Origin of the sequence: Salmonella sp. SJTUF14076 (assembly GCF_015534835.1) — a bacterium.
GTDB classification, from domain to species: Bacteria; Pseudomonadota; Gammaproteobacteria; order Enterobacterales; family Enterobacteriaceae; genus Salmonella; species Salmonella enterica.
Map to the genome: position 1 here is coordinate 20,431 of NZ_CP064674.1, position 20,130 is coordinate 40,560.

Genomic DNA, 20,130 nt, shown 5'->3' on the forward strand with positions numbered 1-20,130 from the left:
ATAAGATCTGCGCATTAAACCATATAATTACAGGGGCTATTATGCGAAAACTCTGGAGAGCGCTACTCAGGCCAAGCGCCCGTTGGTCGATACTGGCGCTGGTCATTGTCGGGATTGTGATCGGCGTTGCGCTGATCGTGTTACCTCACGTCGGTATCAAACTGACCAGTACGACAGAGTTTTGCGTCAGCTGCCATAGTATGCAGCCGGTGTATCAGGAATATAAACAGTCCGTACATTTCCAGAACGCTTCCGGCGTGCGCGCGGAATGCCACGATTGCCATATCCCCCCTGATATTCCAGGCATGGTGAAACGTAAGCTGGAAGCCAGCAACGATCTTTACCAGACATTTATCGCCCACTCGATTGATACCCCGGAAAAATTTGAAGCCAAACGCGCCGAGCTTGCCGAGCGAGAATGGGCGCGCATGAAAGAGAATAACTCCGCGACCTGTCGTTCCTGCCATAACTACGATGCGATGGATCACGCGAAACAGAACCCGGAAGCGGCGCGGCAAATGAAAATCGCCGCGAAAGAAAATCAATCCTGCATCGACTGTCATAAAGGGATTGCCCACCAGCTACCGGATATGAGCAGCGGTTTCCGCAAACAGTTTGATGAACTGCGCGCCAGCGCCAGTACGCATAATGACGGCGATACGCTCTATTCGCTGGATATCAAGCCGATTTACGCCGCTAAAGGCGATAAAGAACCGGCAGGTTCGCTGTTACCTGCTTCTGAAGTGAAAGTCCTTAAACGGGACGGTGACTGGCTGCAAGTGCAAATCGAAGGCTGGACGGAGACGGACGGTCGCCAGCGCGTGCTGACGCAGTTGCCCGGTAAACGTATTTTTGTCGCCTCGATTCGCGGCGATGTGCAACAGCATGTGAAAACGCTGGAAGAGACCACCGTCGCGGCGACCAATACTCAGTGGAGCAAATTACAGGCAACTGCGTGGATGCAAAAAGGCGACATGGTAAATGACATTAAACCGATTTGGGCCTATGCCGACTCCCTCTATAACGGCACCTGTAATCAGTGTCACGGCGCGCCGGACAAAGCGCACTTTGACGCTAACGGCTGGATCGGCACGCTCAACGGCATGATCGGTTTCACCAGTCTGGATAAGCGTGAAGAACGTACCTTGTTGAAATATCTCCAGATGAATGCGTCTGATACCACCAACACGCCGCACAGCGATAAGGGAGAACACAATGAAAAATAAGGACTCGTTACACGTCTCTCGTCGACGTTTTCTGGCGCAGCTTGGCGGTTTGACGGTGGCAGGAATGCTGGGGCCGTCACTGCTGACGCCCCGTAGCGCCCGCGCAGCGGATGCCGTTGCGCCAGGCGCCGCGACGAAAGAGGGTATCCTTACCGGTTCTCACTGGGGGGCGATTCGCGCCACGGTGGTTGACGGTCGATTTGTGGCGGCAAAACCGTTTGAACAGGATAAATACCCGTCCAAAATGATCGCCGGTCTGCCCGATCACGTCCACAACGCGGCGCGTATCCGTTATCCGATGGTGCGTGTCGACTGGATGCGCAAAGGTCATCAAAGCGACACCTCGCAGCGCGGCGATAATCGTTTTGTGCGCGTCTCCTGGGATGAAGCGCTGGATCTGTTCTATCAGGAACTGGAGCGGGTGCAAAAAACCTACGGGCCGAGCGCGTTACTAACGGCGAGCGGCTGGCAATCTACCGGCATGTTCCATAACGCCTCCGGGATGCTGGCGCGCGCGATTGCGCTACATGGCAATAGCGTCAGCACGGGAGGGGACTATTCGACCGGCGCGGCGCAGGTGATTCTGCCGCGCGTGGTGGGTTCAATGGAAGTGTACGAGCAGCAAACGTCATGGCCTCTGGTTTTACAGAACAGTAAAACGATTGTGCTATGGGGTTCTGATATGGTGAAAAACCAGCAGGCAAACTGGTGGTGCCCGGATCACGATGTCTATCAGTACTATGAACAATTAAAAGAGAAAGTTGCCAGCGGCGCTATCTCGGTCATCAGCATCGACCCGGTCGTCACCTCCACGCACGATTATCTGGGGCGCGATAAGGTCAAACATATCGCTATTAACCCGCAGACGGATGTCCCGTTACAACTGGCGCTGGCGCATACCCTGTACAGCGAGAAACTGTACGATAAAAATTTCCTCGATAACTATTGCGTCGGTTTTGACCAGTTCCTCCCCTATTTGCTGGGCGAGAAAGATGGACAGCCCAAAGATGCCGCCTGGGCGGAAAAACTGTGCGGTATTGATGCCGACACCATCCGCGCGTTGGCGCGGCAGATGGCGGGCGACAGAACGCAAATCATCGCTGGCTGGTGCGTGCAACGTATGCAGCATGGCGAACAGTGGTCATGGATGGTCGTCGTGCTGGCGGCAATGCTGGGACAGATTGGTTTACCGGGCGGCGGCTTTGGTTTTGGCTGGCACTACAACGGCGCCGGGACGCCTGGCCGTAAAGGGATCATTTTAAGCGGCTTTTCCGGTTCGACGACCGTTCCGCCAGTGCACGACAGCACGGATTACAAAGGCTACAGCAGCACCATTCCTATTGCGCGTTTTATGGATGCCATCCTTGAACCGGGCAAGGTCATTAACTGGAACGGCAAATCGGTTAAATTACCGCCGCTGAAGATGTGCGTATTCGCCGGGACTAACCCGTTCCACCGACACCAACAAATTAACCGCATAATTGAAGGGTGGCGCAAGCTGGAAACGGTCATCGCTATTGATAACCAGTGGACGTCGACCTGCCGCTTTGCGGATATCGTTTTGCCGGCTACCACCCAATTTGAGCGTAACGACCTCGATCAATTCGGCAACCACTCTAACCGCGGCATTATCGCCATGAAACAGGTGGTGTCGCCGCAGTTTGAAGCGCGTAACGACTTTGATATTTTCCGCGATCTCTGCCGACGCTTTAACCGTGAAGCGGCATTTACGGAAGGCCTTGATGAAATGGGCTGGCTGAAACGCATCTGGCAGGAAGGGAGCCAGCAGGGAAAAGGTCGCGGTATCCACTTACCGACTTTCGAGGTGTTCTGGAATCAACAGGAGTACATCGAGTTTGATCATCCGCAGATGTTTGTGCGCCATCAGGCTTTCCGTGAAGATCCGGACCTGGAGCCGTTGGGCACGCCAAGCGGTTTGATCGAGATTTATTCCAAAACGATCGCCGACATGCAATACGACGATTGTCAGGGCCATCCCATGTGGTTCGAAAAAATCGAACGCTCGCATGGCGGGCCGGGATCGAAGCGCTGGCCGTTGCACTTACAATCCGTCCACCCTGATTTCCGTCTGCACTCCCAACTGTGCGAGTCGGAAACGCTGCGTCAGCAATATACCGTTGGCGGCAAGGAGCCGGTCTTTATTAACCCACAGGATGCCAGCGCGCGCGGGATCCGCAACGGTGACATCGTGCGGGTATTCAATGCACGCGGACAGGTACTGGCAGGGGCGGTAGTTTCCGATCGCTATGCGCCGGGCGTGGCGCGAATTCATGAAGGTGCCTGGTACGATCCTGATAAAGGCGGCGACATCAACGCGTTATGTAAGTACGGCAACCCTAACGTATTAACGCTGGATATCGGTACATCGCAGCTCGCGCAGGCGACCAGCGCGCATACGACGCTGGTGGAAATTGAAAAATATACCGGCCCTATGGATAACGTCACGGCGTTTAACGGTCCGGTCGAGATGGTCGCGCAGTGTGAATATGTACCCGCATCGCAGGGGAATCCGCATGATTAAGCAGCCAGCGCTTGCTCAGGAACAGTACGCCTGCGTATATGCATGGCTGGCGTTACTCTTTTTCCGGGAAGTGGATGATGAAGGGTTAATACAATTACAGTCCGCGGAGATCGCGGACTGGCTGGCGCTGTTAAAGCGTCAGCCCGCGCTGGCGGCGTCGGTGGCGTTACTCGAACAAAAAATTGCCGCGCTTAGCCTGCGCCAGGATGCGCAGCTGGAGCTGGCCGCGGATTTTTGCGGATTGTTCCTGATGACGGATAAAAAATCGGCCTTGCCCTACGCCTCGCAATACCCGCAGCAGGAACCCGGCATGATTAAACATTTATTGCTTGAAGCCGGGATGGAAGTCAACGACGATTTTAAAGAGCCGGCCGACCACCTGGCGATTTATCTGGAATTACTCAGCCATTTACATTTTTCATTGGGTGAATCGTTCCAACAACGGAGAATGAATAAATTACGCCAGAAAACATTATCGTCATTACTGGAGTGGCTTCCGGAATTTACAAATAATTGCCTTAAGCATGATCCCTATGGTTTTTATGCTGCGTTAAGTCAATTATTGTTGGCTATCGTTCGTTTTGATGACGGAAAAGAGGATTTATCCATTGTTGCTGCTGAATAAACCCTGTGACGGACATCGCAAAATAAATCTTACGATAGTCGGGGGTTATCATATCTATAGGTTTAGCCAATTGTAATTATTGATACCAATCAATATCCACTATGGGTTTGTATTTAGTATTGACGGGCCTCATGAGTAAAAAAATAAAATTTAATTAATCATGCCGCAATACCCCATAAGGATAGTGATATGAAAAAAATTACCCTCTATGCGACAACGGTTATCACCGTTGGGCTGTTATGTTATTTAGGTTTGTCCGGGTATGTATGGTATTACGACAAACAGCGCAGTAAAAAAAGCGATGTGCAGGCCTCGGTTGTGGGTGAAAATAATAAAATACTGGGTTATTTCAGGGAGAAAGGATGTGATTATTGTCATACGCCTTCCGCTGAATTGCCTTTTTATTCCTCTTTTCCGGTGGCAAAGCAGCTAATGGATTACGATATCCAGCTCGGTTACAAGTCGTTTAACCTGGAGGCGGTACGGGCCGCCCTGATTGCGGATACGCCGGTGCCGCAAAGCGAACTGAATAAAATTGAATGGGTTATGCAACATCAGACTATGCCGCCAACCCGCTATGTCGCGCTGCACTGGGCGGGGGGCGTCAGCGATAAAGAGCGTACTGACATCCTGAACTGGATAGCCGATCAGCGTGAGCGCAACTATGCCAGCGCCGATACCGACGCCGCGCACCGGAATGAACCCGTTCAGCCTATTCCGCGCAATATTCCCGTCGATGCGAAAAAAGTCGACTTAGGTTTCCGTCTTTATCATGATGAACGTTTATCCGGCGACAGCACAATATCCTGTGCGCATTGTCACGCGTTAAATGCGGGCGGTGTCGATGGCAGAAAAACCTCAATTGGCGTTGGCGGCGCGGTAGGGCCAATAAATGCGCCAACGGTATTCAACTCCGTATTTAATATCGAACAATTTTGGGATGGCCGTGCTGCAACCCTGCAGGAGCAAGCAGGCGGACCGCCGTTAAATCCTATTGAAATGGCTTCTAAATCCTGGGATGAAATTATTAGCAAGCTTGATAAAGATCCTGTCCTGAAAAAAGATTTCCAGGCGGTTTATCCGCAAGGATTTACCGGGGAAAATATTACTGATGCGATCGCCGAATTCGAAAAAACGTTGATAACGCCGGATTCCGCCTTTGATAAATGGCTACGTGGAGATGAAAATGCGCTGACCGCGCAACAGAAACACGGTTATCAATTATTTAAAGAGAATAAATGTGCAACCTGTCACGGCGGTATCATTTTAGGCGGGCGCTCTTTTGAGCCATTGGGATTAAAGCGAGACTTTAATTTTGGCGAAATTACCGCAGCGGATATTGGTCGTATGAACGTCACCAAAGAGGTTCGCGATAAATTACGGCAAAAAGTCCCAGGCTTACGCAACGTCGCGTTAACAGCGCCTTATTTCCATCGGGGCGACGTACCGACGCTGGATGGCGCGGTAAAACTGATGCTGCGTTATCAGGTTGGCACCGATCTGCCGCAAAACGATATTGACGATATCGTCGCCTTCCTGGAAAGCCTGACCGGTGTTTATACGCCATATCAACCTGAATATGCGCAATGACAATGATGCTTGAAGCCAGAGATCTGCACTGCGAGCGGGACGAGAGGACGCTGTTTCGCGGGCTGTCGTTCACCGTGGACGCCGGGGAGTGGGTGCAGGTCACCGGCGGCAACGGCGCCGGAAAAACCACCCTGCTGCGCCTGCTGACCGGGCTGGCGCGCCCGGACGGCGGGGAGGTGTACTGGCAGGGCGAACCCCTGCGCCGCGTGCGCGACAGCTTCCATCGCAGCCTGCTGTGGATAGGGCACCAGCCGGGGATCAAAACCCGCCTGACGGCGCGGGAGAACCTGCACTTTTTCCACCCCGGCGACGGCGCGCGTCTCCCGGAGGCGCTGGCGCAGGCCGGGCTGGCGGGATTTGAGGACGTGCCGGTCGCCCGGCTCTCGGCCGGGCAGCAGCGCCGGGTGGCGCTGGCCCGCCTGTGGCTGACCCGCGCCGCGCTGTGGGTGCTCGACGAGCCGTTCACCGCCATTGACGTTAACGGCGTGGCGCGCCTCACCCGGCGGATGGCGGCGCACACGGCGCAGGGCGGGATGGTCATTCTCACCACCCACCAGCCGCTGCCGGGGGCCGCGGACACCGTCCGCCGCCTGGCGCTGACCGGCGGGGGGGCAGGGCTGTGATGTGGCGTGTCTTCTGTCTCGAACTGCGCGTGGCGTTCCGCCACGGCGCGGACATCGCCGGCCCGCTGTGGTTCTTCCTGATGGTCATCACCCTGTTTCCGTTAAGCGTCGGGCCGCAGCCGCAGCTGCTGGCGCGTATCGCGCCGGGCATCATCCAGGTGGCGGCGCTGCTGGCCTCGCTGCTGGCGCTGGAGCGGCTGTTTCGCGACGACCTGCAGGACGGCAGCCTGGAGCAGCTGATGCTGCTGCCGGTGCCGCTGCCGGCGGTGGTGCTGGCGAAGGTGCTGGCCCACTGGGCGGTGACCGGCCTGCCGCTGATTATGCTCTCCCCGCTGGTGGCGCTGCTGCTGGGGATGGACGTGTACGGCTGGAAAATCATGGCGCTGACGCTGCTGCTCGGCACGCCGGCGCTGGGGTTTCTCGCCGCGCCGGGCGTTGCGCTGACGGCCGGGCTGCGGCGCGGCGGCGTCCTGCTGGGCATTCTGGTGCTGCCGCTGAGTGTCCCGGTGCTGATTTTCGCCGCCGCGGCGATGGACGCGGCATCGATGCATTTACCCGCTGACGGCTATCTGGCGGTGCTGGGAGCGCTGCTGGCGGGCAGCGCGACGTTAAGCCCGTTCGCCACCGCGGCGGCGCTGCGCATCAGCGTGCAGTAGCGCCCCGGCACGACGGACATTTTATGGTTTCAGGAGGTCAGGTGACGACTATGTGGAAAACCCTTCATCAGCTGGCGGCGCCGCCACGGCTGTATCAGATTTGCGGCAGGCTTGTGCCGTGGCTGGCGGCGGCCGGCATCATCGCGCTGGCCACCGGCTGGGTCCGGGGCTTTGGTTTCGCCCCGGCGGACTACCAGCAGGGGGAGAGCTACCGCATTATGTACCTGCATGTCCCGGCGGCCATCTGGTCGATGGGTATCTATGCGGCGATGGCGGTGGCGGCGTTCACCGGGCTGGTCTGGCAGATGAAAATGGCCAGCCTTGCCGTCGCGGCGATGGCGCCGGTGGGGGCGGTGTACACCTTCATCGCGCTGGTCACCGGCGCGGCGTGGGGCAAACCGATGTGGGGCACCTGGTGGGTGTGGGACGCGCGCCTGACCTCGGAGCTGGTGCTGCTGTTTCTCTACGCCGGGGTCATCGCCCTGTGGCACGCCTTTGACGACCGTAAAATGGCCGGGCGCGCGGCGGGCATTCTGGTGCTGGTCGGCGTGGTGAACCTGCCGGTTATCCACTATTCCGTCGAGTGGTGGAACACCCTGCACCAGGGCTCGACGCGGATGCAGCAGAGTATCGACCCGGCGATGCGCTCGCCGCTGCGCTGGGCCATCGCCGGCTTCCTGCTGCTCTTTATGACGCTGTCGCTGATGCGGATGCGCAACCTGATTTTACTGATGGAAAAACGCCGCCCGTGGGTGAGCGAACTGATACTGAAAAGGGGGCACCGGTGAGTCCGGCATTTTCATCGTGGAGCGATTTTTTCGCCATGGGCGGGTACGCCTTTTTTGTCTGGCTGGCGGTGGCGATGACCGTGGCGCCGCTGGCGCTGCTGGCGCTGCACACGGTGCTGCAGCGCCGGGCCATTCTGCGCGGCGTGGCGCAGCAGCGGGCGCGCGAGGCGCGGATGCGTGCCGCACAGGCGCAACAGGAGGCCGCGTGAACCTGCGACGTAAAAACCGGCTATGGGTGGTCTGCGCGGTGCTGGCGGGCCTGGCGCTGACTACCGCCCTGGTCCTGTACGCGCTGCGCGCGAATATCGACCTGTTCTATACCCCCGGCGAAATCCTCTACGGCAAGCGCGAGACGCAGCAGCTGCCGGCGGTGGGCCAGCGCCTGCGCGTCGGCGGGATGGTGATGCCCGGCAGCGTCAGGCGCGACCCGGACTCGCTGAAGGTGAACTTCAGCCTCTACGACGCCGAAGGGTCGGTGACGGTGAGCTATGAGGGGATACTGCCGGACCTGTTCCGCGAGGGGCAGGGGGTGGTGGTGCAGGGCACCCTGGAGAAGGGCAACCACGTCCTGGCGCACGAGGTGCTGGCCAAACATGACGAGAACTACACCCCGCCGGAAGTGGAAAAGGCGATGCAGGAAAACCACCGCCGCCCGCAACGCGCTGATAAGGACACCTCATCATGATGCCTGAATACGGCCACGCGCTGCTGTGCCTGGCGCTCGGCGTGGCGCTGCTGCTGTCCGTTTACCCGCAGTGGGGCGTGGCGCGCGGCGACGCGCGGATGATGGCGTCGGCCGGGGTGTTCGCCTGGCTGCTGTTCATCTGCGTGGCGGGCGCGTTTTTCGTGCTGGTGCACGCCTTTGTGGTTAACGACTTCACCGTGGCCTATGTCGCCGGCAACTCGAACACGCAGCTGCCGGTGTGGTACCGGGTGGCCGCCACCTGGGGGGGCGCACGAGGGCTCGCTGCTGCTGTGGGTGCTGCTGATGAGCGGCTGGACCCTGGCGGTGGCGGTGTTCAGCCGGCGGGTGCCGGCGGATATCGTCGCCCGGGTGCTGGCGGTGATGGGGATGGTCTGCGCCGGTTTTCTGGCGTTCATCTTGTTCACCTCCGGCCCGTTCGCCCGCACGCTGCCGGCCTTTCCGGTGGAGGGGCGCGACCTGAACCCGCTGCTGCAGGACCCGGGGCTGATTTTCCACCCGCCGCTGCTGTACATGGGCTATGTCGGCTTCTCGGTGGCCTTCGCCTTCGCCATCGCCGCGCTGCTGAGCGGGCGTCTGGACAGCGCGTTCACCCGTTTTGCCCGCCCGTGGACGCTGGCGGCGTGGGTGTTCCTGACGCTGGGCATCGTGCTCGGCTCGGCGTGGGCCTACTACGAGCTGGGCTGGGGCGGCTGGTGGTTCTGGGACCCGGTGGAGAACGCCTCCTTTATGCCGTGGCTGGCGGGTACCGCCCTGCTGCACTCGCTGGCGGTCACCGAACAGCGCGCCGGCTTCAAGGCGTGGACGCTGCTGCTGTCCATCTGCGCCTTCTCGCTGTGCCTGCTGGGCACCTTCCTGGTGCGCTCCGGGGTGCTGGTGTCGGTGCACGCCTTCGCCTCCGACCCGGCGCGCGGAATGTTTATCCTCGCCTTTATGGTGCTGGTCACCGGCGGCTCGCTGCTGCTGTTCGCCGTGCGCGGGCACAGGGTGCGTTCGCGGGTGAACAACGCGCTGTGGTCGCGCGAGTCGCTGCTGCTCGGCAACAACGTCCTGCTGATGGCCGCCATGCTGGTGGTGCTGCTGGGCACCCTGCTGCCGCTGGTGCACAAACAGCTGGGGCTGGGCAGCATTTCGGTGGGGGAGCCGTTCTTTAACACCATGTTCACCTGGCTGATGGTCCCCTTTGCCCTGCTGCTGGGGGTGGGGCCGCTGGTGCGCTGGGGCCGGGACCGGCCGCGTAACATCAGGAAACTGCTGCTCACCGCCCTGGTCTCCACCCTGGTGCTGTCGGTACTTTTGCCATGGCTGCTGGAAGATAGAATCATCGCCATGACGGCGGTGGGGATGGCGATGGCCTGCTGGATTGCGGTGCTGGCGGTGGCCGAAGCCGTACAGCGCGTGTCCCGCGGCACGAAAACCTCTCTCAGCTACTGGGGAATGGTGGCGGCGCACCTCGGGCTGGCGGTGACGATTACCGGCATCGCCTTCAGCCAGAATTACAGCGTGGAGCGTGACGTGCGGATGCGGGCGGGCGACAGCGTGACCATTCACGACTACCGCTTCACCTTCCGGGAGGTGCGGGACATCACCGGGCCCAACTACCGCGGCGGGGTGGCCCTCATCGGGGTGACGCGCCACGGCGAGCCGGAGGCGGTGCTGCACGCGGAGAAACGGCTCTACAACACCAGCCGGATGGTGATGACCGAGGCGGCGATTGACGGCGGGCTGACCCGCGACCTGTACGCCGCGCTCGGGGAGGAGCTGGACAACGGCGCGTGGGCCGTGCGCCTGTACTACAAACCGTTTGTCCGCTGGATATGGGCCGGGGGGGCTGCTGATGGCGCTGGGCGGGCTGCTGTGCCTGGCGGACCCGCGCTACCGCCGCCGTAAACCATTGCCGGAGGCCGGATGAAACGCAACGTACTGTTATTACCGCTGCTGATTTTTCTGCTGATTGCCGCGGCGCTGCTGTGGCAGCTGGCGCGCAACGCGCAGGGGGATGACCCGACGAATCTCGAATCGGCGCTGACCGGGAAGCCGGTGCCGGCGTTCCGCCTGGAATCGCTGGAGACACCGGGTCAGTACTATGAGGCGGAGGTGCTGACGCAGGGGAAACCGGTGCTGCTTAACGTCTGGGCCACCTGGTGCCCGACCTGCCGCGCCGAACATCAGTACCTGAACCAGCTTTCTGCGCAGGGTATCCGGGTGGTCGGGCTGAACTATAAGGACGACCGGGCGAAGGCGGTGGCCTGGTTAAAAGAACTGGGCAACCCGTATGCGCTGAGTTTATCGGACAGCGACGGGATGCTGGGGCTGGACCTGGGCGTGTACGGCGCGCCGGAAACCTTCCTCATCGACGGCAGGGGGATTATCCGCTACCGCCATGCGGGCGATTTGAATGCCCGGGTATGGGAAAGTGAACTGAAACCGCTGTGGGACAGATACAGCCGGGAGGCGGCGCAATGAGACTGTTACCGGGCATGGTGATGCTGATGCTGGTGCTGGTTATCTCCGGGTCAGCGCGGGCGACCACCGACGTGATGCCGTTTAAAGATGAAGCGCAGGAGCAGCAGTTCCGCCAGCTCACGGAGCAGCTGCGCTGCCCGAAATGCCAGAACAACAGCATTGCGGACTCGAACGCGATGATAGCCACCGACATGCGCCGCAGGGTGTATGACCTGATGCAGGAGGGGAAGAGCCGCCAGGAAATCATCGATTACATGGTGGCGCGCTACGGCAACTTCGTCACCTACGACCCGCCGCTGACCCCGCTGACGGTGCTGCTGTGGGTGCTGCCGCTGGCCGCCATCGTGGCGGGCGGGTGGATAATCGTCGCCCGGACGCGCCGGCGGGTGCGCCTGCGCCGGGAGCCGCTGCCGGCGGACACCCCGGTTTGCGGCGCGCGCGCCGGGTGGGGCGTTTACGTGCCGGGGGCCGTCATTGCGCTGGCGGTCGGCGCCGGCAGCTACGCCCTGACCGGTGGCTATCCGCAGGTGAGGGCCTGGCAGCAGGCAACGGCGCAGACGCCCGGGCTGCTGGCGCGGGCGCTGGATCCGCAGGCGCAGCCGCTGAATGAGGAGGAGATGGCGCGGCTGGCGCTGGGGCTGCGCACCCGCCTGCAGAATGATGCCGGCAATGTTGAGGGCTGGCTCATGCTGGGGCGCACCGGTATGGTACTGGATAATGCCGGTACCGCCACCGGGGCGTATGCGAACGCCTACCGTCTGGACCCGGAAAACCGCGATGCGGCGCTGGGCTACGCGGAGGCGCTGACGCGCTCGTCCGACCCGGAGGATAACCGCCGCGGCGGGGAGCTGCTGCGCCGGCTGGTGAGCCGCGACCACACGGATATCCGGGTGTTAAGCCTGTATGCGTTTAACGCCTTTGAGCAGCAGCGCTTTGGCGAGGCGGTGGCGGCCTGGGAGATGATGCTGAAGCTGCTGCCGGCGGGTGACGCCCGGCGGGCGGTGATAGAGCGCAGTATCCGGCTGGCGCAGGAGAAATAAGACCCTGACGGCCCGGTGGCGTGGCGCCATCGGGCCTGGCTATCCCAACGATACGCTAAAGCCTGAAAGTGAAGCCCGTGTGCAGTATGATGACGAGCATCGTCTCTTATCAGGACATCCCATGAAACAAATCACCTTTACGCCGCGCCATCACCAGCTTACCAACACCAATACCTGGACACCTGACAGCCAGTGGCTGGTCTTTGATGTGCGGCCTTCAGGCGCGTCATTTACGGGCAAGACTATTGAGCGTGTCAATGTGCATACCGGCGACGTGGAGGTGATTTATCGCGCCGTGCAGGGCGCGCATGTCGGTGTGGTGACGGTGCATCCTGCCGACAATCACTATGTGTTTATTCATGGCCCTGAAAACCCTGATGAGACGTGGCATTACGATTTCCACCACCGTCGGGGCGTTATTGCAACGTCGGAGGGTGTGACTAACCTCGATGCGATGGATATTACTGCGCCGTATACTCCCGGCGCGCTGCGCGGCGGCAGTCACGTCCATGTGTTTAGCCCGAACGGCGAGCTGGTGAGTTTTACCTATAATGACCACGTTCTGCATGAGCGAGATCCGGCGCTGGATCTGCGCAATGTCGGCGTGGCCGCGCCGTATGGGCCGGTTACGGTGCCGGTTCAGCATCCGCGCGAATACAGCGGTAGCCACTGGTGCGTACTGGTTAGCCGCACGACGCCTGCGCCGAGACCTGGCAGCGATGACATTAACCGCGCCTATGAAGAGGGCTGGGTGGGCAACCGCCAGATTGCCTTTATTGGCGATACGCTGTCGCTGACGGGCAAAAAAGTCCCGGAGCTGTTTATTGTCGATTTACCGTGTCATGAAAACGGCTGGAAACAGGCAGGCGACACGCCGCTGACGGGAACCGAATCAACGATGCCATCGCCGCCGTTGGGCGTAGTTCAGCGGCGTCTTACCTTTACTCACCAGCGTGTTTACCCTGGGCTCACTAACGAACCACGCCACTGGGTCCGCAGTAATCCGCAGGCGACGGCGATCGCCTTTTTGATGCGGGACGATAACGGCGTAGCGCAACTGTGGCTGATATCGCCGCAGGGAGGCGAGCCCCGGCAGTTAACGCATCATGCGACCGGCGTACAGTCAGCGTTTAACTGGCATCCGTCGGGTAAATGGCTGGGACTGGTGCTGGAAAATCGGATTGCCTGCTGCGACGCACAAAGTGGGAGGATCGACTTCTTAACCGCCAGGCACGACAACCCGCCGTCTGCGGACGCCGTCGTTTTTTCACCGGATGGGCGACACGTCGCATGGATGGAAGAGGTGAAAGGGTTCCGTCAGCTATGGGTGACGGAAACCGGGCGATAAATCAGGGAGGAGGCATCTTCGCCGGGGGGATGACGGCATTGGTCATTTTCGTCTCCTCCTCGCTTTTCTCGACGCGCGATCTTACCGAACTGTCTTTGCGGAAGATGTCCCACGGCAGAAGGATCGTATCCATCACGGCGGTAAACGGCATATCCAGGATGGCCAACGATTTGGTGCCCCAGTTTGTCTCATCGTTACCGATCATCGTAGCGCTGGCGCGCGTGCCAGGATAAGTACCCTCTTTACCGCCGGTGTGCGACATGACGCTTGAACAACCGCCTAATAAAAGCATCCCATTCCATATTATCAGCGTTAACCACACGTTTTTTATCATCACTCATTCATCTGTTGGTTGTCGTTATTTGCATGATGAGTTATAGCGATCCGTTGCTAAAAATAACATCACCAGTACGTGGCACTGTGGCGGTAATCGCACTTTAACAATCAGTGCTGTCCCAACCAGTCTATGCAATAGCCAATAAACTGCAAAAAAAAGTCGGATTAAAATACTTGAAAAGTACGTATTCAGACCCATTTATAAGACGTAGTGAATAGAAGGGCACGCCTGATGGGTGTTCTGGCAATCCTGGCCTGTCCATGATGGAAGGTCTGACATTCTCGCTGATTTCAGGAGTTTATGATTATGCGTAACTTTGATTTATCCCCGCTGTACCGTTCTGCCATTGGTTTTGATCGTCTGTTTAACCTGCTTGAAAATAACCAAAGCCAAAGTAATGGCGGCTACCCTCCGTACAACGTTGAGCTGGTAGACGAAAACCACTACCGCATCGCCATTGCCGTTGCCGGTTTCGCGGAAAGCGAACTGGAGATTACTGCCCAGGATAATTTACTGGTGGTAAAAGGCGCTCATGCGGACGAGCAGAAAGAACGTACTTACCTGTATCAGGGCATTGCCGAGCGTAACTTTGAACGTAAGTTCCAGTTAGCGGAGAACATTCACGTTCGCGGCGCAAACCTGGTCAACGGGCTGCTGTATATCGAACTGGAGCGCGTGATTCCGGAAGCGAACAAACCGCGCCGTATCGAAATTAACTGATTCCGTCGGGTCGCGTTGCGCGGCCTGTCATCCCATGCTCGCCGTCAGGGAGCATATTCGCACGTAAAGTGTGAAGGTAAAAACTCGCTTCTTAGAAGGAGAAATGATTATGCGTAACTACGATTTATCCCCACTGCTGCGTCAATGGATCGGTTTTGACAAGCTGGCCAATGCGCTGCAAAACAGCGGCGAAAGCCAGAGCTTCCCGCCCTATAACATCGAAAAAAGCGACGATAACCATTATCGCATTACCTTAGCGTTAGCCGGTTTCCGTCAGGAAGATCTGGATATTCAACTGGAAGGCACGCGCCTGACGGTGAAAGGTACGCCGGAACAGCCGGAAAACGAGCCCAAATGGTTACATCAGGGCCTGGTCATGCAGCCTTTTAGCCTGAGCTTTACGCTGGCTGAGAATATGGAAGTTTCCGGCGCGACGTTTACCAACGGCCTGCTGCATATTGATTTAACCCGTAACGAGCCGGAAACCATTGCGCCGCAGCGTATCGCCATTAACGAACGCTCCGCATTAAATAGCTAATAAGCTCCTTGCCTTGCCCCGCCAGAGATGGCGGGGCTTTTTTGTGCCACGAAAAAGGGTAAGACGCTGCCGAAGTCAGGACGTCTGGGCGGTTTTGTAACATGAGAATGTGCGCCATGCTGTATATATGCCTTAACGGTTCAGTCATAATCCCTATAAATTGAAATGTTACTCACAGGGAAGAAAAGATGAGTGATATCGCATTGACGGTCAGCGTTCTGGCGTTGGTGGCGGTTGTCGGTTTATGGATCGGCAACATTAAAGTGCGCGGTGTCGGCTTTGGTATTGGCGGTGTGTTGTTCGGCGGTATTATCGTCGGCCACTTCGTCGATCAGGCTGGGGTGACGCTGAGCGGCGATATGCTGCACTTTATCCAGGAATTCGGCCTGATCCTTTTTGTTTATACCATCGGCATACAGGTGGGGCCGGGGTTTTTCGCCTCGCTGCGCGTTTCCGGGCTGCGTCTCAATCTGTTTGCTGTTCTGATTGTGATTATGGGCGGGTTGGTCACCGCGATTCTGCATAAAATTTTCGCTATTCCGCTGCCAGTGGTGCTGGGGATTTTCTCCGGCGCAGTCACCAATACGCCTGCGTTAGGGGCGGGTCAGCAAATCCTGCGCGATCTGGGAACGCCAGTGGATCTGGTGGATCAGATGGGGATGAGCTATGCGATGGCGTATCCGTTTGGCATCTGCGGTATTTTGCTCACCATGTGGCTGATGCGGCTGATTTTTCGCGTTAACGTCGAGGCGGAGGCGCAGAAGCACGAATCCTCTCTCGCTAACGGTCATTCATTAATTCAGACAATGAATATCCGTGTCGAGAATCCGAACCTCAATAATATGGCTATCCAGGATGTGCCGATCCTGAACAGCGATAAAATCATTTGCTCACGCCTGAAACGCGACGACACGCTGATGGTGCCGTCGCCGGGGACGATTATCCAGGCAGGCGACCTGCTGCACCTCGTCGGCCAATCTACCGACCTGCATAACGCGCAACTGGTGATCGGTAAGGAAGTGGACACCTCGTTGTCGACGCGCGGCACGGATTTACGTGTCGCGCGTGTGGTCGTCACCAACGAAAAAGTGCTCGGCAAACGTATCCGCGATTTGCACTTTAAAGAGCGTTATGACGTGGTTATCTCCCGCCTTAACCGCGCGGGCGTTGAGCTGGTCGCCAGCAGCGACGCCAGCCTGCAGTTTGGCGACATTCTCAATCTGGTGGGGCGTCCTGCCTCGATTGATGCGGTAGCCAATGTGGTCGGCAACGCGCAGCAAAAACTCCAGCAGGTGCAGATGCTGCCGGTGTTTATCGGCATCGGATTAGGGGTTCTGCTTGGGTCAATCCCGTTGTTTGTGCCGGGATTCCCGGTCGCGCTAAAACTGGGGCTGGCTGGCGGGCCGCTGATCATGGCGCTAATTTTGGGGCGTATCGGCAGCATCGGTAAGCTGTACTGGTTTATGCCGCCGAGCGCCAACCTCGCGCTGCGTGAATTAGGCATCGTTTTGTTTCTGGCGGTCGTTGGGCTGAAATCCGGCGGCGATTTTGTCGATACGCTGACACAGGGCGAAGGATTAAGCTGGATTGGCTACGGTATTTTCATCACCGCTATTCCGCTGATTACCGTCGGTTTGCTGGCGCGAATTTTTGCCAAAATGAACTACCTGACGCTGTGCGGGATGCTGGCCGGTTCGATGACCGATCCGCCAGCGCTGGCATTTGCCAACAATCTTCATGCCACCAGCGGCGCGGCGGCGCTCTCTTACGCGACCGTCTATCCGTTAGTGATGTTCCTGCGTATTATCACGCCACAACTGCTGGCGGTGATTTTTTGGGGAATGGGTTAGCGCCTGATGGCGCGTTGCTTATCCGGCCTATGCACTGTGTTAAATCCAGGCTGGATAACGCGCGCCGCACCGGCCACACTTCTGCTCTTCTTCTTATCTTCTTCCTCAATGAACGCGCTAATCAGCGTAATGGCAACGAGCATAATTCCAATTTTTTTCAGTTAGTTATCAATCTTCATCGCCTTTTTTTTCGTCGCGACGGGTGGTTTTTCAGCTTTTAATTCGGCAATAATGCCTTTCCTGGCGGTGGCGTTGAAAAAGGTCGCAACTGAAATGAAAAATAGCGGGAATGAGCGCGGTTGCGCCGAAACACGTCACCAGTGAACTACAGTTATTTTGCAATAAGATTCCCTTGCTGCGGGATAATGTGAAGCATATCAGCAACAACGTGAGTGGTATTCTGAAAACGAACGGGAATACATAAGAACGTAAAAGGAGTCGTCATGAAGATTTCCCGCCTCGGAGAAGCGCCGGATTATCGCTTCTCACTGGCAAATGAGCGCACCTTTCTGGCGTGGATTCGCACCTCGCTGGGATTTCTGGCGGCAGGCGTCGGTCTTGATCAGCTCGCCCCGGATTTTGCCACGCCGGTGATCCGTGAACTGCTGGCGCTATTGTTGTGTCTGTTTGCGGGCGGCCTGGCGATTTATGGCTATCTACGCTGGTTACGTAATGAAAAAGCGATGCGCCTGAAAGAGGATTTGCCCTATACCCATAGCCTGTTGATCATCAGCGTTATTTTGATGATTGTCGCGGTGATAGTGATGGGGCTGGTACTGTATGCCGGATAGTCGTAAAGCCCGTCGGCAGAACGATCCGGGACTGCAACCGGAGCGTACGTCGCTGGCCTGGTTTCGCACGCTGCTGGGATACGGGGCGTTAATGGCGTTAGCCGTCAGGCACCACTGGCATCAGGCGGGGTTCTTGTTCTGGGTGTCAATCAGCGTTCTGGCGATAGTGGCGGTGATTCTTTGGCGTTATACCCTGAGTCGTAATTTGATGGATGTCGCGCATAGCGATTTTTCCGAAACTCATGTCGTGCGTGACAAATTTTTGATCTCCCTCGCGGTGTTGTCGCTCGCAATCCTGTTTGCTGTTACCCATATTCGCCAACTTATTGCATTTATCGGGAATTTTATATGACAGGACGTCAGGACATTGTCGTGAGTGATGACCAGATTCAGGTCGTCGTAAATCGCCAGAATAGCCAGCGCCCTCAGCAACTGTATCGTAACTTACAACGGCTCGGCATTCGCAATGTCCATTTTATCCCATTGTTGGAACATGACCGGAACGGAATGTTGACCGAGGATTCATTGTGTTCAGCAGACTGGGGGCGGTTTTTAAATAGCGTATTTGATATTTGGGTACGTGAAGATATTCAGCGTATCTCGGTTCGCCTTTTTGATGAGACGCTACAGCAGTGGTGCGGCGGCAGGAATGGCGCTGAAGCGCCGGACAAGGTGCCGCTAAGCGCTGAATGTCAGAAGTGCTCTTTATTACGATTTTGCGGCGGCGGATGCCCTGAGCATCGGGATAGCCAGGGGAAAAATCAGCTTTGCGAGGGCTACCAGACCTTTTTTAACTACTCCTCGCCGCATATGCGGGTGATGCGGGATTTACTGAAGCAGCATCGCTCGCCGGAGGAGTTGATGGCGATGCTGCGTTAACGTTACAGGCCTGATAAGCGTAGCGCCATCAGGCGATGGCGTGCCGGATGGCGCTGCCGTCTTTCCGGCACTGAGTGAGTATTAGCGTCCTTTTGCCAGGTATTGTTCCATTTCATCTTCCGGCACCATGCCGCCCCCGGTTGCCCATACCAGATGCGTCGCGTTGCCGAGCTGCGTCTGACTGAATCCATGCCTTTGCTGATACGCGACGGAGGCGCAAATGCGCTGTGGCCCGGCCATCCCCGCCAGAGCTGATGGCTCCAGTCGAATTCCTTCCTCCTGCGCCAGCCAGCCCAGCATGTCATACATTGTTTGATCGTCTAAGGTATAGAGGCCGTCAAGCAGACGCTCCATTGCCCGACCAACAAAGCCCGAAGCGCGACCTACCGCCAGGCCGTCAGCCGCCGTCAGGTTATCAATACCGATATCCTGTACTGAGATGGCATCGTGCAGACCGGTATAAACGCCGAGTAACATACAGGGTGAATGGGTCGGTTCGGCAAAGAAACAGTGGACGTTGTCGCCAAACGCCAGTTTCAGGCCAAAGGCGACGCCGCCAGGGCCGCCGCCAACGCCGCACGGCAGATAAACAAACAGTGGGTGACTGGCGTCAACGACGCGTCCCTGCTGCGCGAATTGCGCTTTCAGACGCTGACCCGCTACCGCATAGCCCAGAAATAGCGTGCGAGAGTTTTCATCATCGATAAAGAAACAGTTTGGATCGGATTGCGCTGCTTTACGACCCTGCTCAACCGCCACGCCGTAATCATCTTCGTATTCCACGACCGTCACGCCGTGGCTACGCAGCTTCGCTTTTTTCCAGGCGCGGGCGTCGGCAGACATATGTACCGTCACTTTAAAACCGATGCAGGCGCTCATGATACCGATCGATAGCCCCAGATTGCCGGTTGAACCAACGGCGATACTGTACTGGCTGAAGAATTGTTTAAATTCCGGCGAAAGCAACACGCTATAGTCATCGTCGGTGGTTAACAGACCCGCCTCCAGCGCCAGTTTTTCCGCGTGCGTTAGCACCTCGTAGATGCCGCCGCGCGCTTTAATGGAACCAGATATTGCCAGGTGACTGTCTTTTTTTAACAGCATTTCACCGTCGATCGTTTGCCCATACTCTTTTTCCAGCCGTTTTTGCATGGCCGGAATAGCGACCACGTCAGATTCGATTATGCCGCCAGCGGCAGCGGTTTGCGGAAACGCTTTTGCCAGATACGGCGCAAAGCGCGCCAGACGGTCATGGGCGGCGTTTACGTCCTGCTCCGTCAGGCCGACATACGGTAGACCTTGTGCAAGAGAGGTGGCGCCCGGGTTAAACCAGGTGGTTTCTTTGAGGGCGACCAGATCCTCGACCAAAGGATACCGGGCGATGAGCTTTTGTATGTTTTCCATAGTA

The 20,130-nt window shown here is 57.7% G+C and carries 20 protein-coding genes, 1 pseudogene and 1 other annotated feature; of the genes and pseudogenes, 19 read left to right on the plus strand and 2 right to left on the minus strand.

From position 1 onward, the window contains the following. The first annotated feature begins 41 nt into the window (after nucleotides 1–41). From torC to HU143_RS00145, 13 genes and pseudogenes are all read left to right on the plus strand, one after another. Complete coding sequence (torC, locus tag HU143_RS00085; protein WP_001230254.1) at nucleotides 42–1,226, plus strand: pentaheme c-type cytochrome TorC; 1,185 nt, start codon at nucleotides 42–44, stop codon at nucleotides 1,224–1,226. Beyond that, a complete protein-coding gene (gene torA / locus HU143_RS00090; protein ID WP_023227707.1) occupies nucleotides 1,216–3,768 on the plus strand; it encodes a trimethylamine-N-oxide reductase TorA in 2,553 nt (850 codons plus the stop codon). Before torC ends, torA begins: the two co-directional genes overlap by 11 nt. Further along, nucleotides 3,761–4,393, plus strand: coding sequence for a molecular chaperone TorD (gene torD, locus HU143_RS00095; protein WP_000595415.1), 633 nt, complete (start codon nucleotides 3,761–3,763; stop codon nucleotides 4,391–4,393). The genes torA and torD overlap by 8 nt, the downstream gene beginning before the upstream one ends. A gap of 189 nt (nucleotides 4,394–4,582) precedes the next feature. Beyond that, nucleotides 4,583–5,983, plus strand: coding sequence for a cytochrome-c peroxidase (locus HU143_RS00100; protein ID WP_000724469.1), 1,401 nt, complete (start codon nucleotides 4,583–4,585; stop codon nucleotides 5,981–5,983). Nucleotides 5,984–5,988: 5 nt separating this feature from the next. Then, nucleotides 5,989–6,606 carry a cytochrome c biogenesis heme-transporting ATPase CcmA gene (gene ccmA / locus HU143_RS00105; RefSeq protein ID WP_064441833.1) on the plus strand — a complete coding sequence of 206 codons (618 nt, stop codon included), beginning with the start codon at nucleotides 5,989–5,991 and terminating at the stop codon, nucleotides 6,604–6,606. Beyond that, nucleotides 6,603–7,262 (plus strand): heme exporter protein CcmB, encoded by a 660-nt coding sequence (ccmB, locus tag HU143_RS00110; RefSeq protein ID WP_023226629.1) that lies wholly within the window; start codon nucleotides 6,603–6,605, stop codon nucleotides 7,260–7,262. The genes ccmA and ccmB overlap by 4 nt, the downstream gene beginning before the upstream one ends. Before the next feature lie 50 nt (nucleotides 7,263–7,312). Continuing rightward, a complete protein-coding gene (locus HU143_RS00115) occupies nucleotides 7,313–8,050 on the plus strand; it encodes a heme ABC transporter permease (RefSeq protein WP_000266003.1) in 738 nt (245 codons plus the stop codon). Next, nucleotides 8,047–8,259: a heme exporter protein CcmD gene (gene ccmD / locus HU143_RS00120; protein ID WP_000074110.1), complete on the plus strand. Its 213-nt coding sequence runs from the start codon at nucleotides 8,047–8,049 to the stop codon at nucleotides 8,257–8,259. The genes HU143_RS00115 and ccmD overlap by 4 nt, the downstream gene beginning before the upstream one ends. Further along, nucleotides 8,256–8,735 (plus strand): cytochrome c maturation protein CcmE, encoded by a 480-nt coding sequence (gene ccmE / locus HU143_RS00125; RefSeq protein ID WP_001053607.1) that lies wholly within the window; start codon nucleotides 8,256–8,258, stop codon nucleotides 8,733–8,735. The genes ccmD and ccmE overlap by 4 nt, the downstream gene beginning before the upstream one ends. Further along, nucleotides 8,732–10,665, plus strand: a pseudogene (locus HU143_RS00130) (heme lyase CcmF/NrfE family subunit). Before ccmE ends, HU143_RS00130 begins: the two are co-directional and overlap by 4 nt. Beyond that, nucleotides 10,662–11,219 carry a thiol:disulfide interchange protein DsbE gene (gene dsbE / locus HU143_RS00135; RefSeq protein ID WP_000828293.1) on the plus strand — a complete coding sequence of 186 codons (558 nt, stop codon included), beginning with the start codon at nucleotides 10,662–10,664 and terminating at the stop codon, nucleotides 11,217–11,219. Before HU143_RS00130 ends, dsbE begins: the two are co-directional and overlap by 4 nt. Next, nucleotides 11,216–12,259 (plus strand): cytochrome c-type biogenesis protein CcmH, encoded by a 1,044-nt coding sequence (locus HU143_RS00140; RefSeq protein WP_064441632.1) that lies wholly within the window; start codon nucleotides 11,216–11,218, stop codon nucleotides 12,257–12,259. The genes dsbE and HU143_RS00140 overlap by 4 nt, the downstream gene beginning before the upstream one ends. Nucleotides 12,260–12,380: 121 nt before the next feature. Continuing rightward, nucleotides 12,381–13,607: a DUF3748 domain-containing protein gene (locus tag HU143_RS00145; RefSeq protein WP_000809950.1), complete on the plus strand. Its 1,227-nt coding sequence runs from the start codon at nucleotides 12,381–12,383 to the stop codon at nucleotides 13,605–13,607. A 1-nt stretch (nucleotide 13,608) separates the two neighbouring features. Here the strand turns inward: HU143_RS00145 and HU143_RS00150 are convergent, their stop codons facing one another. Further along, on the minus strand, nucleotides 13,609–13,941 hold the full coding sequence (locus HU143_RS00150; protein WP_001675643.1) for a YceK/YidQ family lipoprotein: 333 nt from the start codon (nucleotides 13,939–13,941) through the stop codon (nucleotides 13,609–13,611). 242 nt (nucleotides 13,942–14,183) lie between these two features. Next, nucleotides 14,184–14,257, plus strand: a sequence feature (ROSE (Repression Of Heat Shock gene Expression) occurs in the 5'-region of heat shock genes and acts as an RNA thermometer to modulate expression.). Here HU143_RS00150 and ibpA point away from each other — a divergent pair. The 6 genes from ibpA (at nucleotide 14,251) to HU143_RS00180 (ending at nucleotide 18,722) form a co-directional block, all read left to right on the plus strand. Further along, the gene (ibpA, locus tag HU143_RS00155; RefSeq protein ID WP_001532742.1) at nucleotides 14,251–14,664 is read left to right on the plus strand and encodes a small heat shock chaperone IbpA; all 414 of its coding nucleotides are present in this window, start codon (nucleotides 14,251–14,253) and stop codon (nucleotides 14,662–14,664) included. (Overlaps the previous feature by 7 nt.) A 109-nt stretch (nucleotides 14,665–14,773) precedes the next feature. Next, entirely contained in the window at nucleotides 14,774–15,202 is a 429-nt protein-coding gene (gene ibpB, locus HU143_RS00160; protein WP_001246919.1) for a small heat shock chaperone IbpB, read from the plus strand. Nucleotides 15,203–15,390: 188 nt separating this feature from the next. After that, entirely contained in the window at nucleotides 15,391–17,052 is a 1,662-nt protein-coding gene (locus tag HU143_RS00165; RefSeq protein ID WP_001279790.1) for a putative transporter, read from the plus strand. A gap of 443 nt (nucleotides 17,053–17,495) precedes the next feature. Further along, nucleotides 17,496–17,843, plus strand: a complete 348-nt coding sequence (locus HU143_RS00170) for a YidH family protein (protein WP_000703964.1) — start codon at nucleotides 17,496–17,498, stop codon at nucleotides 17,841–17,843. Then, nucleotides 17,833–18,195, plus strand: coding sequence for a DUF202 domain-containing protein (locus HU143_RS00175; RefSeq protein ID WP_001113454.1), 363 nt, complete (start codon nucleotides 17,833–17,835; stop codon nucleotides 18,193–18,195). Before HU143_RS00170 ends, HU143_RS00175 begins: the two co-directional genes overlap by 11 nt. Next, the gene (locus HU143_RS00180; RefSeq protein ID WP_000147832.1) at nucleotides 18,192–18,722 is read left to right on the plus strand and encodes a radical SAM protein; all 531 of its coding nucleotides are present in this window, start codon (nucleotides 18,192–18,194) and stop codon (nucleotides 18,720–18,722) included. Before HU143_RS00175 ends, HU143_RS00180 begins: the two co-directional genes overlap by 4 nt. 81 nt (nucleotides 18,723–18,803) lie before the next feature. On the opposite strand, the gene dsdA is transcribed toward HU143_RS00180, so the two are convergent. Beyond that, on the minus strand, nucleotides 18,804–20,126 hold the full coding sequence (dsdA, locus tag HU143_RS00185; RefSeq protein ID WP_023227702.1) for a D-serine ammonia-lyase: 1,323 nt from the start codon (nucleotides 20,124–20,126) through the stop codon (nucleotides 18,804–18,806). Between the last annotated feature and the right edge of the window lie 4 nt (nucleotides 20,127–20,130).